This window comes from [Clostridium] symbiosum (assembly GCA_036419695.1).
Taxonomy (GTDB): Bacteria; Bacillota; Clostridia; order Lachnospirales; family Lachnospiraceae; genus Otoolea; species Otoolea symbiosa_A.
In genome coordinates this window covers 1,252,963-1,270,434 of the sequence record CP143946.1, presented here as the reverse complement: position 1 = coordinate 1,270,434, position 17,472 = coordinate 1,252,963, and the positions used below count along the sequence as shown (strand labels likewise).

The window sequence follows — 17,472 nt, the reverse complement described above, 5'->3', positions numbered from 1 at the left end:
GAATAACCATTGAATTATTTGATTTATCATTAAATTTAGCTTTGGATTTTTCTCTGAATCCAGCCCGAAATACCATAATAAGGTAAAAAATTCACGACTACATAGTGGCCGCGACAATACCTCCCCCTTACTTGACGAAAGAGACAATCAGCCCCTGAAGCCGGCGGACGGGGCAACACCTTCGCTGAGTCTTCAGTCCCGTCGACAACCTGCCCGGGGGAAGGAGGAGAAAGACTTTCCGAAGGGTGACCTTGAAGCCCGCCGGTGCTTAGCGAGGTCCTTTCGAGCTTAGCATCCGCTGTGCGCTTCACAAGCGGGAGCGTGTCCCCGCAGGAAAGTCTTTCTCCGGATTCCCCCTCACCACAACCTACAAACCGGGACTGAAGACTCATCCACACCCTCCCACTCCCACTCCCACTCCCCCGTCCGCCGTCTTACAGAGGCGTCCTCGCATCTCAACTAACTCCCCCCAGCAGGCAAAGTAACATCTGCTTCATTCCCAAAGCCTCATGCCTCCCCATCAGCCGCTCCATTTTCTTAAGATTGTAATCCGAATGTTCCAACTGCCTGGACCAGAGATGGGCTGTTTCTATCTGATCCTCTTTCGTAAAGCTCCCTGTCTCTTTAAAAATCCCCAGATCCGCTTCCCGTATTACCAGACAACTGAATACAGCCATCTTGACCGTGGTCAGCAATTGCCCGTCATATGCGGCTCCCAGTACATACGTATAGAGAAAATACCTCATCAGTTTTTCCATGTCGGAATCGATGAACGGATATACCTGTTTTAGTTTCTTCTGCAGTTCACTGCGGGAAAGCTCAGAATTCTGCGCGGAATGCTCCGCGGCCCCGGTATTCCCGCCATATAATACTTCCGCATACTTCCCGGCCATCTCTTTCCACCTGAGTGAAACTGGTTCAAGGGTACCGGTCAGTTCCAGATAAAGACACATCAGGCTGTCTCTCTGCCTCTCCCCCGCCCTGCCTTTGTATGGGCGGTACAGGGAGAGCAGGCGTTCTCTGTTCTCCGGCAGAGTGTATCGGGCCAGCAGCCGTTCAAAACTGTCTTTACGGCCGTTTTCCAGCCTTTTTTCGGCGTCATGTGCCAGAGTCAGAATGACCGCCATCCTGGCTTCCATCTCTACTTCTTCCCATGAGAGTATGGTATAGAAGGCCTCCCTGACTTTTATAAGCCGCCTGAGCAGATGCGTGTCCACCCCACGGTCCGCCCTTTTCCCACCTTTTTTATCTTCAACCGCCTTTTTGCGGATGTAGTATTCGGGGGCGGCCGTTTTCACATTTTTCAGCCGCTCTGATTTATCCTCCGCCTTTGTTTTCCTTTCTGCCTCTGTTTTCCCGGCGCTCTCATCCTCTCCCCTTCTTCCGGTTCCGAGAATCAGCCTGGCAGCTTCGGGGCAGGCCAGGGAGAGCGTCACCTCGCGCAGCGGGCCATAATCTTCCATATGGCGCGGAAAATCACGGCAGGTTCTGCAAAGGCTCTTTTCACCGAGGCAGGTATACATATCGCAGAGATTTTCCCGGTTTAAAAACGGGCACCTTCCCTCCCTCTGGATGAAGCTGCCCGTTCCGGTGTCGATGGACTCACGAAGCCGTCTTCCGAATTCCCCTTTCACGCATTGGTAGCGTTTCAGGGAAACCGGATCGATGGAGACTCCCCACGAAGCACAGCAGGTATCTTCGCAGCGGGAGCCTGTACATGAAAATTCTTTATAGTAGTGCGGATAGCGCACCGTAATTATTTTTTTCATTCATTATCCTGTTCTTTCATCCGTTAACCGGTTCTTTAGACTCTTCCTTCTCTCATTCCAGTACTTTCACCATCTCTCCCAGCCGGCGCAGCGCCTCATCCAGGGTCTCCTTCTGCCTTGCAAAATGCAGGCGGATCAGATGGTTCACCTCTTCTTTAAAGAAGCTGGAACCGGGTACTGCGGCCACACCGTAATGATCGATCATCCACTCACAGAATTCCAGATCCGTATACCCCTTAAACTGAGGCAGGGCAAGGAAATCGGAAATATCGATCAGGATAAAATAGGATCCCTGGGGAACCGTATGTTTCAGCCCGATTTTGTCCAGTCCCGCCACAAAATAGTCTCTTTTCTCCGTATAAATCTGCTGAAGCTCCTCATAGTATTCCGGTCCGAAATTCAGACCCACGGTTGCCGCCTCCTGAAGCGGAGCCGCCGCCCCGACGGTCAGGAAATCATGGACTTTCTTCGCTCCTTCAATCACTTCCTCCGGCCCGATCAGATAGCCGAGACGCCATCCCGTAATCGAGTAGGTCTTGGAAAGGGAATTGCAGGTGATCGTCCTGTCATACATGCCCGGAAGGCCTGCCATATGTACATGCACATTGGGTTTGAAAATAATATGCTCATATACCTCATCCGTCACGACAAAGGCATCGTATTTCTCAGCCAGGGAACCGATAAAGGTAAGTTCCTCCCGCGTAAATACCTTGCCGCAGGGGTTGGACGGATTGCAGATGATAATGGCTTTTACCCCCTGTTTAAACGCATCCTCCAAAACTTCACGGTCAAAGTTAAATTCCGGGGGAATGAGCGGAACATAAATCGGATTGGCACCCGAAAGAATGGCATCCGCCCCGTAGTTTTCATAAAATGGGGAAAACACGATGACATTGTCTCCGGGATTGCAGATGGTCATCATGGCTGCCATCATGGCCTCCGTCCCCCCGCATGTCACAACGATCTCCTTATCGGGATCAATCGCGCGCCCGATGGCATTGCCGTGTTTCCTGGCCAGAGCCTCACGGATATTATCGGCGCCGTATGTGATGCTGTACTGGTGAGGCCCCTCCGCCGCGGCTTTTGCCAGTGCATCGGTTATCTCCTTCGGCGGGTCAAAGTCCGGAAACCCCTGGGATAAATTGATGGAGCCTTCTTTTGCGTCGCTGATTCTGGTCATTCTCCGGATGACGGAATCTGTAAACGTGCCGACGCGGTCACTTAATTTTGGCATAATCTTTTCCTCCTGAACTTCCATTAATAGAGCTTTATAATACCTCTGATAGGACTTTATAGTACCTTGCTTAAAAAGTCCTTCGTCCTCTCCTGCTTCGGATCTCCAAAGATCTGCGCCGGAATTCCCGCCTCTGCGATCATTCCTTCATCCATAAAGAGAACGCGGTCCGAAACTTCCCTTGCAAATCCCATCTCGTGGGTTACAATCACGGTCGTCAGTCCCGTTGTCACCAGTTCCTTGATAACAGCCAGAACTTCACCAACCATTTCCGGGTCAAGGGCGGAAGTCGGCTCATCAAACAGCATTACCTCCGGCTCCATCGCCAGGGCGCGGACTATAGCAAGACGCTGTTTCTGTCCACCGGAAAGCTTTGTCGGGCGTACCCCCGCCTTTTCATAAAGGCCGACGCGTTTTAAAAGCTCCGCCGCCATCTCATGCGCTTCCTCGCGGTTTTTCATTCCCAGAAGCACGGGCGCCATTGTGACATTCTCTTCCACCGACATGTTGGGAAAAACGTTAAAATGCTGGAATACCATTCCCATCTTCTGCCTGTGCACGTTGATATCCACTTTTTTATCGGTTAAATCCACATCATGGAAAAATATCTTTCCGCTGCTTGGAGTCTCCAGAAGATTCAGGCAACGCAGAAGCGTACTTTTGCCGGAACCCGACGGACCGATGATGGAAACCACCTCGTTCTGGTGGATTTCTTCCGTCACGCCTTTTAATACCTGAAGTTTTCCAAAATCTTTTCTCAGATTTTCCACCCTAATCATTGCTTGCCATCCTCCTCTCAAATACCGTGATCAGCTTGCTGAGCGTAAACGTCAGCAGGAAATAAATAATTCCGACGATGATAAGCGGTTCCAGCGTCAGATATAAAGCACCGTTGATGGTGCGGAAGGTCGTCATCAAATCGCCGAGGAAGAATGTGGATGCAAGGGAAGTCTCCTTGATATCCGTAACAAATTCATTACCCAGGGCAGGGAGAATATTTTTAAGCGCCTGGGGAAGAATGACTTTCTTCATGGCCTGGGAAGTATTTAAACCGAGGCTCCTGGCGGCTTCCATCTGGCCCGGATCCACGGCCTGAATTCCTGCGCGGATAATCTCGGACACGTAGGCCGTTGCATTTAACACGAGGGCGGTGCAGACACAGGTGAACTTTGACGGTTCCCACGGCAGGATCTGCGGCACCAGAAAATAGAACAGGTACAGCTGGAGCAGCAGCGGGGTTCCTCTCATAATCTCAATATAGGCGGTGGACAGAAATGAGAGTATCTTAAATTTTCCCATCTTCGCCAGGGCCACCAGCGTTCCAAGCACGGTACCCATTGTAACCGTAATCAGGGCCAGCAGCAGCGTATAACTCATTCCTTCCAGGAACAGTCCGCTGTAACGCTGTACCAGCATCATTATATTTCCTACCATAGCATCCTCCATTTTCCTAAACCGCGCAGTAGTTCTTCACTGCGGATATCTGTAACATGTAAAAGGGGGGTGGCGGAACCTTCCGGCCTCTCACCGGACGCTCCGCCACTCCCGCAGACATTTTCTTTTCCGAACAGTAACCGGGAATTACTTTACTCCCTGGATTTCATTTGACAACTGGCTGGCTTCGTCAATCCACTGGTAGTAGATTTCGCTGTCCACCACTTCCTTGACTATTCCGTTGATCTCAGCAAGGAATTCCGGCTCGTTCTTTACCACACCGGCTACCACGCCGAGGGAAGTGTAATCAAATTTTTCATCGCATTCTACCAGATCCGGGTAATTGGCAAGATAATTGTCGGCCGCTACGCTTGCAAGGGCGATTCCTGCTACTTTGCCCGTCTTTAACATCATGATTCCGTCCGTCACGGCGCTGACTACTTCACATTTTGCATCCGGAATCTGGGTTGTGACCAGATCATACTGCAGCGTTCCGTTCTGGGCAGCAATGCTCTTCCCTGCAAAATCGGCGAGTGTTTTATATTTGTCGGCATCCTCCTTCAGGATTACGATTACCTGGTTGCCGTCATTATAATATACATCCGAAAAATCCATGGTGGTCTTCCGCTCTTCCTTCGGCACCATGCCGCAGATGGTAAGGTCCACACGTCCCTGGCCGATCGCCGCCATGCAGGCGTCAAATGCCATGGCTTCAATCTGAAGTTTTACTCCCAGTTTGTCGGCAATGTATTTTGCCAGTTCCATATCGGCTCCGACATATTTTTCCTGGCCGTCTTTTGTGATGTCCTCAAACTCATAAGGCGGATAATCAGGGGATGTCGCTACTTTTAAAACACCGGCCTCCTTGATTGCCTTTAAACGCCCGGTCAGCTCTCCCGAAGCTTCCGCGCTTTCTGCAACCTCATCGGCTGCCTTTGTATCGGCTGCCTCCGCTGCACCCCCGTCCGTCTCTACCGCCGCATTAGTTGCCGCCGCCTCCGTGCCTTTCGTGCTTCCTCCGCACGCCGTCAGGCTTAACGCCATTGTTCCCGCTAGTAAAACTGCCAATAACTTTTTCATAATTCTCCTCCATTCCGCCCTTATGGGCTATATCCCATTCCGTCTGCTTACTCAGTCACATCCGCTCCCAGATAAACTTCCAGAGCCGCTCCCGCCATGGCCTTTGCCGCCAGATGCAGAAGCTCGTGTGCGCCTTTGGAATCGACGATTCTTAAGAAATCCTCCTCATGAGGTCCTGCTTTCGTCATCTTGCCAACGCCCAGCGTAGAGTAACAGGTGGGGCATGCATAAGACACATTCCCGATGTCGGAGCTTCCAGAGTGGTATCTGTCTCCCTCCGCCAGTTCCGTGATGCCAAGTCCCGCAAGCTGATCCTTCATAATATCGTTCAGTTTTTTATTTCTTTTAATGTCGTAATATGTATTCTGCGCCCTCTTAAACTCAAATTTGGCTCCCGTCATCAGGGCCGCTCCCCTGCCGCAGTTTAAGACCTTCTCAATCACTTCTTCCAGATAATCCTTCTGGCCCGCTCTTACGAAAACTGCCATGGATGCATAATCGGGAACGATATTCGGAGCCATGCCGCCGTTCATCACCGTGTAATGGATTCTCACGTCGGGTTCCAGATGCTGTCTGACTGCGTTGATTCCAGCCATTGTCAGGTTGCATGCCTCCAGGGCGTTGACGCCGTTCTGCGCGTTGCTGGACGCGTGGGCCGCTACTCCGTGGAATTCAAAAACAAAATCCGTCATGGCCAGTGTCACCGTATCGACGCTGAAGTCCTGATCCAGGTGCATCTGGAATGCCGCCGCCATACCGTCAAAGGCTCCCTTCTCCGCCATATCGACTTTTCTGCCCGTATTTTCTTCGGCAGGCGTTCCTATGTATACAATCTTTCCTTTAAAAAGCGGTTTTATCTTTGCCAGGGCCGCGCAGGCTGCAAAGGTGCTGGCCGCAATCCAGTTGTGCCCGCAGGCGTGGGCCGGTGCGTCGTGGTTTGGACCGTATCCGGGAAGGGCGTCATATTCTGCTAAAAAACAGACCGCCGGGCCTTCCTCATCTCCCAGCTCGCAGCGGAACGCCGTGGGAATTCCCATATAAGGAAATTCAACCTTAAATCCCAGTTTGGCGATTTCCTCCGTCAGATATCCCGCTGAAAAGAATTCCTGGTCTCCCAGTTCAGGGTGTGTAAAGATACACTCACTTACCCGTTCCGCCAGAGGAGCTATCGCATCTTCCGCATCCCATAACTGTTTTTTTATACACTCATCAAGCATAAATTCTCTCTTTTCTCTTCATTTTTGAATATATATAAGTTTTATGTGCATAATAATAACACTGTTGCCAAATGTTGTCAACTTGTTTTTTTGCCTGTTTTTTCGCTCATTTTCATGCATTTTTAGCACAAATGATGAAAATGCCGCGGGAACGTCACAATGCATAAAGTTCTGAATATAATCCTTCATGCATAAACACTGCATACCCTGTATCCTTTACCCAGTTTAAAGGCGGTGATAACGCTCCCCGCGCCATTCACCGCCTTTTACCATCTATCCATTTACCATTTAGCACTTCACTCCGTGCCCGGTAACCTTTTCCACCTTGCAGAGAGCTTCCCAGACCATATCTTCCGTAACAGGATAGGGAATATGCTCCATATCCGGGCCGCCGACCGATTCTTTAAGCATATCCTGTAAGGCGCCGCGCTCCAGGGGAATCTCCATCTCCTTAAGGCTCACGGGGATTTCCATCATTTGAAGAAGCCGCCTCACTTCCTCAAACTCCTCCGTCCGGCCGTCCACCATAAGCTGGATCAGGATCCCGTAGCCGACCAGATCGCCGTGCAGAAAACGCTCCGCCACTCCCGGAACCAGATCCAGGCCATAGCATACGGCGTGGGCAAGAGCACAGTTATAGCAGTCTTCCACCATGTGGGATACAAGCCCCGTATTCACCGTAATTGCCAGCACGGCCTGTGTAAAAGCATCGCCTGCCCGCCCCTGTTCAAATTCCTCAAGTGCCTTCTCCGCATACGTATGAATCCGCTCATAGCAGAGATTGCTGATCTCGCGTCCCAGAGCCGAATGATAGTCCAGTTCATCCCCTCTGGCCGAGAAATGGCATTCAAAGTATTTTGCAATGGTGTCGCCCATGCCCGCACGAAAATACTTTTTCGGCGCATGAATCATGATATCGGTGTTGATAAAGCAGTGAACGGCGGGGCGTTCAAAGAAATAGAAGCTGTCAAATCCGCCATCCTGCCGGTATACGACAGACAGCGCCGCCATGGAGGCACAGTTGGACGGTATCGTTGGAAAGGTGAATACCGGAACTCCCAGCTCGTGAGCCGTCCCCTTCGCCGTATCCATCGCCTTTCCGCCGCCCATGCCGAATACCATGTCTATTTTCTGATCCTGATAGAGGCTGCTGAGTTCCCTGATTCTCTCGTAGGTGCATTCTTTTCCATAGATAACGGTATCCACGATTTCCAGCCTGCTCTTCGTCAGGGTCAGAGCGCCGTCCAGAAAAGGGCGCCCCTTCATCATGCCCGTCTCTCCTCCTATTAAAAGGACGCGTTTGCCATAGGGAGAACAGAAACGGTCCACCTGGTAATAGGCGTCGTCACCGATTGTATAACCCGCAAAAAGTTTTGTCACTGCTTTCATTTTCTGTCCTCCAACTGTTTTCTGACATCCAGATACTCCGCCCTGTACTGCTCCATCAGACGGCAGCTTGTATCAAAGCGCTCCGCCTCCTCCTGTGACAATACCGGTGGAATCCGTTCTACAATTCCTCCGGCTCCTGTCACGGACGGGATGCTGGTGTAGATCACCGGGCTGTCCGCTGTCCTTCTGTATTTGCCCGAGCACGGGAGCACCTGACGGCCGTCCGTCAGAATGGACCGGATAAGTTCTGCCGCGGCCGCTCCGATTCCATATTCCGTACTGCCCTTTCCTACGAGGATCTTCCATCCTGCTTCGATGGTGGCTTTCTCCACCTCCGCCTTATTAAGGCTTCCGTACCGCTCCGAACCCTCCTTCTCAAGTTCCGTCAGGAAACGGCCGCCGATTCGCACCTGTGACCAGACCGGGACCTGGCTGTCGCCGTGCTCACCCACGCAGAATGCCTCCACACCGGACGGGGCAATATGAAGCGCCTGTGCCGTCCTGATACGGAAACGCGCCGAATCGAGCGCCGTACCCGTCCCCACGACGGGAAGATCCAGGTGCATGGCAAAATAAAGCGCCACCAGATCGCAGGGATTGGTGATGGATACAATCACACCCTGAAAACCGGAGGATTTAATCTCCGGGATAATCCTGTCCGCAATATTCAGGGCCTCCTCCAGCTCTTCCAGCCGGTTTTCCCTGAATATCACTCCGCAATAGCTCAGCACGCAAATGTCGGCGTCCCGCAGTTCCTCATAGCCGCCGTTACGGACCATTGTATTTTTACCTGCATAGCATGCCGTATCCTGAAGATCCACCGCATGGGCCCAGGCCTTGTTCTCATCTGTATCCAGCAGGACAATCTCTTCACAGATATCCTGCATCATCAGGGCGCTGGCCACATGAGCACCGACATGGCCCGCACCGATTATCACCGTTTTTCTTTTTGACATCGTCTTTCTCCTCGTTCACGTGGTTTAAGGTGTCTCCTGGGGGAAGAAATATCTTGAACCGTATTTCTCCATTATTATAAGGAGGGCGGGGGCGGGTGTCAATGAGAAAAAATTTCGGAGACGGGGCGGGGTTATTCGTTTCTATTTCCGTGTTTTTCTTCTATCAGCTGCAATATTGTGCAATATAGTGCAACCAGGGCGGAGGAGAGGAGGATTCCGGCTATGATGTCGGTGAACCAGTGAACTCCTGATATGAGGCGTCCTGCTACTGTTACAATGATAATCAGGGCGGAGATTATGTCTGCTGCCCTTAGCAGTGTTTTCTTTTTAATCAGATAATGATGAAACTGGATTATTGCCGTTACCATGATACAGATGACGATCATGGTGTGGGAGGACGGGAATGATGCTTCCAGCTTTTCGGACAGGATAATTGGCCTGTAGTTGACAATTTTAGTTTCGAAGTATACGTATACCGCGATGACGGTAATGTAAAATGCGCCGAGTAACAGAATGCGGGTGTCTACTTTTTTGATGTTTCTGCGCCCGATGAGCTGGAGCAGGCCTAAGACTGCGAAACCGAGGGCGACGGCTATGGCGGCGAGGCCCAGGTAATCGGTGATGGTGTACCAGATCAGATTGACGCCGAAAAACTTAAATACCGCTTGATTTATGGAGGCAAAGCCTACCGTGGACTGCCCGGGTCCCACCGGCTGGACGTCGACGGTCTTTACCATAACCGTAAAAAGCAGGAAAATCAGAAACAGGGTCCCCGTGATGATCAGTAATTTTTTTGTTTTCTTTTGCATTGTAAATCTTCCTTTCTTTTGCTGTGATAATATTTCTGCGGACTGCCCTTTGATTATCTGCCCCTGCGGCCTTAAGAGCAAGAAACCTGCCGTCACAATGGCAAAAGGCCCCCGACACCTTTCGTGTCGGAGGCCTTTTTTCAAGGATTTAAGGCTGTTTTACCTGAATCTGTTTCAACAGGATAAATATTTTTGCGGAAAAAAATAAAAACAGCAGCACTGTCACATATGGTTCCCTCGCCGCGGCAAAAGCGCAAACTACCGCCGCTCCCCATGCAATTGAACATTTGGCGGTGATGCCGCACCACGGTTCTTTGTCCAGTCGGAGCAATATAAGTTTTACAATTCCCAATGCGATCATGAGTATAAAAACCGCCCAATAAATCATCTGGTTTATCTCTGCTGTATCGGTAACGGAAAGAAGGCTGACGAAATAAATATGACCGTCCTCCAATCTTCCGTACAGGGGCAGAAAAATAAATGCCGCTGCCATTATATCAATGATTCCTCCGATGAGGCCGTAAATCTTTTTCATATTGGAGCGGTTTTCGCTTTCCGCCAAAGTAATCAGTTCGTCACCTGATAACAGCTCGTCTATGGACACTGAAAAAAATTTGGAAATATATTTTAGCGAGTCGATATTGGGATAGCCCTTGCCGCTTTCCCATTTGGATATGGCCGTCCTGGATACATAAAGCTGCTCCGCAAGCTGTTCCTGTGTAAGATTGTGTTGTTTTCTGAGCTGTTGCAGCTTTTCATTAAATTCCATTCCAGTCCCTCCTGTCGTTTTTTATTGGTTTTGTGTCTGAGGATTCCCCCTGCGTGAACGGCTTTAACCCTCCCGGATTGACTTTCCCCATCCGGTCATCTACAATGAAAGTGTCTGTCTCGTCTTTTTCACCGTTTCACGCCGTGTCACCCGGGATTTTCGTGCACAATACGCAGGAAAACTCCCTGCGGGATACGATCCGTGCACAGTATCCTTTAGGGAAATATTTACAATATGGAGATTAAATTATGGAAACAATCAATATGAAAATAGAAACAATACCGGCCGTTCTCTACGGAAAACCATCTGATAATGTGTACCTCTTTGTCCATGGTAAAAACGGCTGTAAAGAAGAAGCGGCCAGTTTTGCCCCGACAGCAGAAGCCAGGGGATGGCAGATGCTCGGTATTGATCTGCCCGGACATGGAGAACGCAAAGCAGAGGAGGAACATTTTCTTCCCTGGTATACGGTTCCCGAGCTGAAAACTGTTATACAGTATATCGGACAGCATTGGAAGAAAACGGCCCTGATAGCAAACAGCCTCGGCGCCTGGTTCAGTCTGATGAGCTTTCGGGACATACCGTTTAATAAATGTCTTTTCATCTCACCGGTTCTCGATATGGAACGGCTGATCCGTAATATGATGATGTGGGCCTCCGTTTCTGAGGACGAGCTCCGGGAAAGGCAGACCATCCCCACCAATTTTGGCGAGACGCTGTCGTGGGAATACCTGGAATATGCTAAAAACCATCCTGTGACAAAATGGGAAGTCCCGACTGAAATCCTGTATGCGGGTAAAGATAATCTGACCGGGCGGGACACCGTGGATGCTTTCACTGAAAAATTCAGCGCCGGCCTCACCGTTATGGAGGATGGAGAGCACTGGTTCCACACGCCGGAGCAGTTGGATGTTCTGGCCGGGTGGGTCGATAAAATGATATAAAATCCCGCTCCTTATCCGACCGGTTCCGCTTCAAAACGGCTTTTGACAAATTCGTATGCAAACAGAATTGCATCCGTCGTTAAAGTTTCACAGGCATGTGGAGGATCATCTTCCCTGAATCCTCCCGGCCTTAAGTCACGGCATTTCAGGGATCCAAACTTTCCAATAAAACAGTCGGCAAACTCATAACATATCTGTGCCGTTTCGCCGTCTGTTTTTCCCTTCATCCGGCCATAAATCCCGATAAACATTAAAGAACCTTCAACGAGCCCGCACTGCGCCCGGTAACCGCCCGCGCCATGCAGTCCGATGGCTGAGGAAAGCGTCTGCTCCTGCAGCACAACGTCAAAGCATCCGGCGAGGCAAATCAGCGTGGTCCTTGCACAGTTGATATCATGCTGCCAGTATAGTTCATGTACTTTCTGTCCAATTAATTCTGCTTTTTCCATTTGTTATCCCCCTGTATGTTTCCTTATCTCACCGGCTCATAATCGATCCGGGATTCCTCGTCGGTGGCTTCCAGCTTAAAGATAACGGGACGCAGACCGTCGTTGCAGCTGCAGATCGCCACGCCCGGCTTTCTGATCCAGTCGCCATAATAAAACACTTCATTTCCCGCGCCATGGGCCAGGGCAAAGGCATACTGGTATATGGCTTTCCACGCCTCGTCGCAGAATCCTTCCGGCTTTGCATAATCTGCGTAAAAAATCTGTCCCTCCCGGAGCATTGGACAGGCCGACAAGCCCTCTGCACCATATTCTTTTGCCAGTTCTTCATCTAATGTTGTCTTTAAAACCGTTATTTTCACTTTTCTCATATGAGATTCTCCTCTTTTATTTGCCTGTTCCCATCCTGAACTCCGGCCCGGAGTCCCTGCCGGTTAGGTAAATAATAATTCCAGCAGGTCTTCCAATGCGAACGTTTCTCCCTCCCAGACTTCTTCTGAAAATGCCTCCAGGTTTTCAAGGGAATACTCCAGTTCCCGTGAATAATACCGAACGAGTTCAATCTGCTCCTCCGACGTCACACCCCCGGTTCCGGCATATTTTTCCATATCAAACAGTCTGATAACCAGAACGCTGGCCACGGTAAATACGGCTCTGGAAAGAAGGTCGCAGTCGAAGCAGGATTTCAGATAATACCGGTATGTAAAATAGACGGCGAGATGTTCATACTGATACTCCCGTTCTTTAAAATACGCTGAGAATTCCTCCTGTTTAGCAAGAACAGATTCAAGCTCTCCCTCCAGGCGCCCAAGAAGCTCCGGCCACTGTTCCGAAACCGGCTCCAGCGTGCGTAGAAACTGTAGTATCGTCCGGTATCTGTCGGCAGCCACCGCAATATTCCTTTCTTTTTCCGGGAGCAAATGCTCCGGTTCACCTTTCTCATTTTCCCTGTTTTGGTTCCCGCTCCCACTTTTATCGTCTTCCCTGCAGTCATTTAAAAGTCCGGAGATAAATTCCGGATCCCCATATTCTTCCGCAATCTCACGGATCCGCTCCACCGTCTGCGCCCTGACCTCTCTTCCTGCCTGAACTGTCTTTGCCTCGGTCTGTCCCCCGGCCTGTTCCCCTGTATCGGCTTCCCCGCCGTCTTCCTGCGGCAGAGTTTCCTGAGAATCGGCGTACATGCTCAGATAGTCCTGGATATCCTCGGAGAACATCAGATAGAGGGCAAGTCTTTCATTCAATGGAATTTCCCTGTTCTGAAGCAGTTGGAATGCTGTTTCACGCGCTGCCAACAGTCCGGTAAGAAGAGGATCCCATTGCTTTCCTTCCTGTAATGGCTCCACTTTCTGCAACAGGTTTGCTTCCTGCAACAGCTCCCCTTCCCACGACGGCTCCACTCCCTGCAACGGCCCGCATTCCGGCTGCTCTTCCAGTTCCGTCACGAATTCTGCTTTCTTTGAAGATTCCAGGATAAGACCTGCCGCAGCCTCGCAGCACAGGCCCACCCCCTTCTCGGTCAGGCCGTCAAACCATTCGTAATATCTCGGGTGCTCCCTGCAGATATCACAGAGACTTTCTTCTCCCAATTTCCGTATCAGCTCGCAGAGGTTGTCCCGATCCAGAAACGGGCAGCGCTCCTCCTGAAGAATAAAGTGAGGAGGTTCTTTGTCAGAGGGAGACTTTCTCCCGGACAGAGAACCCCCAGCCTGAACTTCCTCCGCCTGAATTTCTTCTCCTCCCGGCCATGAAATCATTTCCCGAAGCTTTTTTCCCAGCTCCCCGGAGACATTCTTATATCTCCCGGCCGTCTTTTCATCAATGTCAATTTCCCAGCCGATGCAGCAGTTGTCGCTGCAGGCCGAAGCCGTACACCTGAAACGGTCAAAATAATCCGGTTTGCGTACCAGTGTTCTCTTTTTACCACTCACTTCTGTGTGTTCCCTCTTCCAGCATTTTATTGTATTCCTCCCATGGGACGTACCTTCCCCCCATGCTCTCAAGATGCTCCGTATGAAACTGGCAGTCGATAAACAGGAACCCGTTCTCTTCCAGTATCTGCGCCAGGGCAATCAGGGCTGTCTTGGAACCGTTCTCCTTCTCGGAGAACATGCTCTCACCAAAAAAACATTTTCCGATGGACACACCGTAAAGTCCTCCGGCCAGTTTTCCGTCCTCGAAGGCCTCCGCGCTGACAGCCCAGCCCTTCTCGTTCAGCCTGTAATAAGCCTCTTCCATCTCATCCGTAATCCAGGTTCCCTCCGCATTTTCCCGTTTCATCCTGCAGCGGTGCATCGTATCCCGGAAGTCCCGGTTTAGGCAGAGCTTGATATCATGCTTTTTCATATACTTTTTCATGGAACGTGAAACATGAATCTCCCCCGGAAATATCAGAAACCGTTTCTTCGGGCACCACCACATTATCTCATCTTCCGGATTATACCACGGAAAAATACCATACATATAGGCAAGAAGAAGGCGTTCCATCGACAGATCGCCTCCAACTGCCAGGAGTCCGTTGTCCTCGGCAAGAACCGGATCCGGAAAACTGATTTCCTTTTCAGATAAACGATATACCGGCATCTCTTTTAACCCTTCCTCTTTCCCGCCTTGATGGTAAAAGCGCCGTCTTTGCAATCCAACAGACAGTCACCGCCCCGCTTCAGGCTGCCGAACAGGATTTCATCCACCAGCAGCGGTTTGATTTCGCTCCCGATCACGCGCTCGATTTCCCTCGCTCCGTACTCCTGGCTGATTCCTTTCTGTTTCAGGAGGGCTTTCGCTGCATCGGTCACGGTAAACTGAACCTTTTTGTCATCCAGCATCGTTCCCAGCTCCCTCAGCTTCTTATCTACAATGGCGGCCGCCATCCTGTCGTCCATTGCGTTAAAGACTACAATCCGGTTAAGCCTGTTGCGGAACTCCGGCTGGAATGTCTTCTTGACCTCATCCATAATGATATCGGATTTCACCGTCCGTTCGCCAAAACCGATCTGAGATTTTCCTATCTGGCTGGCCCCTGCATTGGAGGTCATAATCAAAATAATATTCCTGAAATCCGCTTTTCTTCCCTGGTTATCGGTCAACGTCGCATAGTCCATCACCTGGAGCAGGATATTGTAAATATCGGGATGGGCTTTCTCGATCTCATCCAGCAGAAGCACCGCATGGGGATTCTTTCTGATTTCCTCCGTCAGGAGGCCGCCCTCCTCATATCCCACATACCCGGCAGGCGCTCCAATCAACTTTGCCACGGCATGTTTTTCTTCGTATTCACTCATATCATAACGGATCAGCCTGATTCCCAGTTCCTGTGCAAGCGTTTTCGCAATCTCCGTCTTGCCGACGCCGGTAGGGCCGACGAACAGCAGGCTGGCCAGCGGTTTTCCCGCTTCCAGGAGTCCTGCCCGTGAGAATTTGACCGCATTCACAACCTGTCCCACGGCCTCGTCCTGGCCGAATACGTTTGTGGAAATCCTGCGGTCCAGCGTCGCCAGTTTCTTCACTTCATCACTCTCCACCACCTGTTTGGGAATCTGGCAGGTCTTTGACAGTATCTCGTCAATCAGCCCTTTCCCCACGGTCTGCGTCTTCTGGTCCTGCGGGTGGAGGCGTCTGTATGCACCGGCCTCGTCGATGAGGTCGATGGCCTTATCCGGAAGATAACGTTCATTGATATATCTGGCGCTCATCTTCACCGCATATTCCAGGACGCCTTTGCCATACTTGACGCCGTGATATGATTCATAGTGCTTTTTCAGCCCCTCCAGGATTTTCACCGTATCCTCTTCGGACGGCTCCTTAATCTCAACATTCTGGAACCGTCTCACCAGGCTTTTACTCTTCTCAAAATGTTTTTTATACTCTTCATAAGTGGTAGCTCCGATAAAACGGATTTCCCCCGCGGCAAGGTAGGGCTTCAACATATTGGAAACATCGAAACTGCCCCCGTTCACCGCTCCCGCGCCTACGATATTATGGATTTCATCGATATAAAGGATCGGTTTTTCTTCTTTCATGACGCCGTCCATAATCTCACGGAATCGTTTCTCAAAATCACCCCTGTACTGGGTTCCCGCCAGCAGGGTTCCGAGATCCAGGGTAAAAATCGTGGCGCCTTTTAACGGATCCGGCACCTTTCCTTCCTCTAAAAGCCGTGCCAGCCCATAGACAATGGCGGTCTTTCCGACTCCCGGTTCGCCGATATGAAGCGGGTTGTTTTTCTCCTTCCGGCACAGGATCTGCATGGTCCGTTCCAGTTCATCCTCGCGGCCAATCAGGGGATTTACCCCTTCCAGGTTCTCATTCAGACAGGTCACATAACGGCGCCATCTGCTGCTTCTGCCGGGCTGGGCTTCACCCGCATCCTGTCCGCCGAATTCATCACCGGTTCCGGACGGCTCCGTCTCTCCCCGGCCTCGGGTGGATTTATCTTCCGCACCTTTTCCACGGCCGTTTCCAGAGTCCTGCTTTCCGCGGCCGGAACCGTTTTTCTCAAGTTCTCTCTGGGCTTTTCTCTCCTGATACCGCTCATAAATCCTGTCATAAATCTCCGAAAGTTCCTGGAGCAGGGCCGTCTTGCCCACGCCCTGGCTTTCCATATAATAGATGGCATAGCTTTCCTCCAGAGAATAAAAACCGTAAACGAGATGGGAAAGTTCCACCGCATCTTTTCCGCAGTTATCAGCCGTCTCCTGTGCGCGGATCAGCACGTTTTCAAAACCGGCCGTCATCTCCGGCCTCTCTTCATCAAATGTCTGCTCTTCCGCCGCAGAATCTTCCGGGCCGTCCTCTTCCTCCGGGCCGTCATCCAGACTGCCCGCAGCCATATGCTGCTCCAGGTAGTTCCGCAGATTCTGCCTGAGTATGTCCGTATCCCCTCCGCAGTTTTCAAAAGCTTCCCGGAATGTATCCTGGGCTGCAATCTCATATAACAGCAGTTCGGGAGTTACATATTCATGGTGCTCCCGCACCGCTACGTCAAAAGTCAGGTTTAATATATCCGCCACTTCTTTTGTCACTCTCATTTTATGATGCCTCCTTCGTGGGTCCAATTCATGAGTCTTCCTATTGTTCTTCCACCGTCAGCCGGAAAGGATACCCCTCCTCCTCGGCCAAAGCCGTCACTGTTCTTATCTTTGTCAGGGCAATGTCATAAGAATAAGTGCCCACGACGGCCTTACCGCCCTTGTGCACCATCATCATCAGCATGACAGCCTCTTCCTGTCTCTTGTTAAATACCTCCTTGAGGACCTGGACTACAAAATCCATCGGGGTATAGTCGTCGTTGTGCATAATAACTCTGTATCGTTTTGGTTCTCTGACCTGTGATTTTATCTGCTGTTTTACTTCTCCCTGGGTTGACATCTGAAACACCTTCCATTACTTAATATTATCACGGCTGCGCCGCAGTCCGGCCTTCGGA

General features: G+C 50.8%; 17 protein-coding genes. 1 reads left to right on the top strand and 16 read right to left on the bottom strand.

Translation table 11 applies throughout. The features are described from left to right. Positions 1–455: 455 nt before the first annotated feature. The 10 genes from fliB (V3C10_05895) to V3C10_05850 all read right to left on the bottom strand — a co-directional run bounded on the left by fliB (V3C10_05895) (position 456) and on the right by V3C10_05850 (position 10,657). Positions 456–1,769: a flagellin lysine-N-methylase gene (gene fliB / locus V3C10_05895; GenBank protein WVP63351.1), complete on the bottom strand. Its 1,314-nt coding sequence runs from the start codon at positions 1,767–1,769 to the stop codon at positions 456–458. A 52-nt stretch (positions 1,770–1,821) separates the two neighbouring features. After that, positions 1,822–3,003 (bottom strand): pyridoxal phosphate-dependent aminotransferase, encoded by a 1,182-nt coding sequence (locus V3C10_05890; GenBank protein ID WVP63350.1) that lies wholly within the window; start codon positions 3,001–3,003, stop codon positions 1,822–1,824. Between the two features lie 56 nt (positions 3,004–3,059). Continuing rightward, entirely contained in the window at positions 3,060–3,782 is a 723-nt protein-coding gene (locus V3C10_05885; GenBank protein ID WVP63349.1) for an amino acid ABC transporter ATP-binding protein, read from the bottom strand. Then, a complete protein-coding gene (locus tag V3C10_05880; protein WVP63348.1) occupies positions 3,775–4,437 on the bottom strand; it encodes an amino acid ABC transporter permease in 663 nt (220 codons plus the stop codon). The genes V3C10_05885 and V3C10_05880 overlap by 8 nt, the downstream gene beginning before the upstream one ends. 147 nt (positions 4,438–4,584) lie before the next feature. Next, the gene (locus V3C10_05875; protein WVP63347.1) at positions 4,585–5,517 is read right to left on the bottom strand and encodes a transporter substrate-binding domain-containing protein; all 933 of its coding nucleotides are present in this window, start codon (positions 5,515–5,517) and stop codon (positions 4,585–4,587) included. Between the two features lie 47 nt (positions 5,518–5,564). After that, positions 5,565–6,734, bottom strand: a complete 1,170-nt coding sequence (locus V3C10_05870) for an amidohydrolase (GenBank protein WVP63346.1) — start codon at positions 6,732–6,734, stop codon at positions 5,565–5,567. 288 nt (positions 6,735–7,022) lie between these two features. Further along, the gene (locus V3C10_05865) at positions 7,023–8,123 is read right to left on the bottom strand and encodes an iron-containing alcohol dehydrogenase family protein (GenBank protein WVP63345.1); all 1,101 of its coding nucleotides are present in this window, start codon (positions 8,121–8,123) and stop codon (positions 7,023–7,025) included. Beyond that, entirely contained in the window at positions 8,120–9,079 is a 960-nt protein-coding gene (locus V3C10_05860) for a hypothetical protein (protein ID WVP63344.1), read from the bottom strand. Before V3C10_05860 ends, V3C10_05865 begins: the two co-directional genes overlap by 4 nt. 131 nt (positions 9,080–9,210) lie before the next feature. Further along, positions 9,211–9,888, bottom strand: a complete 678-nt coding sequence (locus V3C10_05855; protein WVP63343.1) for a phosphatase PAP2 family protein — start codon at positions 9,886–9,888, stop codon at positions 9,211–9,213. Positions 9,889–10,036: 148 nt separating this feature from the next. After that, positions 10,037–10,657: a helix-turn-helix transcriptional regulator gene (locus V3C10_05850; GenBank protein WVP63342.1), complete on the bottom strand. Its 621-nt coding sequence runs from the start codon at positions 10,655–10,657 to the stop codon at positions 10,037–10,039. 248 nt (positions 10,658–10,905) lie between these two features. Between V3C10_05850 and V3C10_05845 the strand changes: the two genes are divergently transcribed. After that, positions 10,906–11,601, top strand: coding sequence for an alpha/beta hydrolase (locus V3C10_05845; GenBank protein ID WVP63341.1), 696 nt, complete (start codon positions 10,906–10,908; stop codon positions 11,599–11,601). Positions 11,602–11,612: 11 nt separating this feature from the next. Here the strand turns inward: V3C10_05845 and V3C10_05840 are convergent, their stop codons facing one another. The 6 genes from V3C10_05840 to V3C10_05815 form a co-directional block, all read right to left on the bottom strand. Then, a complete protein-coding gene (locus V3C10_05840; protein ID WVP63340.1) occupies positions 11,613–12,050 on the bottom strand; it encodes a C-GCAxxG-C-C family protein in 438 nt (145 codons plus the stop codon). 23 nt (positions 12,051–12,073) lie between these two features. Next, positions 12,074–12,418, bottom strand: a complete 345-nt coding sequence (locus V3C10_05835) for a TIGR04076 family protein (protein ID WVP63339.1) — start codon at positions 12,416–12,418, stop codon at positions 12,074–12,076. A gap of 63 nt (positions 12,419–12,481) precedes the next feature. Further along, positions 12,482–13,978: a flagellin lysine-N-methylase gene (fliB, locus tag V3C10_05830; GenBank protein WVP63338.1), complete on the bottom strand. Its 1,497-nt coding sequence runs from the start codon at positions 13,976–13,978 to the stop codon at positions 12,482–12,484. Continuing rightward, positions 13,968–14,630 (bottom strand): leucyl/phenylalanyl-tRNA--protein transferase, encoded by a 663-nt coding sequence (gene aat / locus V3C10_05825; GenBank protein ID WVP63337.1) that lies wholly within the window; start codon positions 14,628–14,630, stop codon positions 13,968–13,970. Before aat ends, fliB (V3C10_05830) begins: the two co-directional genes overlap by 11 nt. Positions 14,631–14,635: 5 nt before the next feature. Beyond that, positions 14,636–17,074, bottom strand: a complete 2,439-nt coding sequence (locus V3C10_05820; GenBank protein WVP63336.1) for an AAA family ATPase — start codon at positions 17,072–17,074, stop codon at positions 14,636–14,638. A gap of 40 nt (positions 17,075–17,114) precedes the next feature. Then, positions 17,115–17,414 carry an ATP-dependent Clp protease adaptor ClpS gene (locus tag V3C10_05815; GenBank protein ID WVP63335.1) on the bottom strand — a complete coding sequence of 100 codons (300 nt, stop codon included), beginning with the start codon at positions 17,412–17,414 and terminating at the stop codon, positions 17,115–17,117. Between the last annotated feature and the right edge of the window lie 58 nt (positions 17,415–17,472).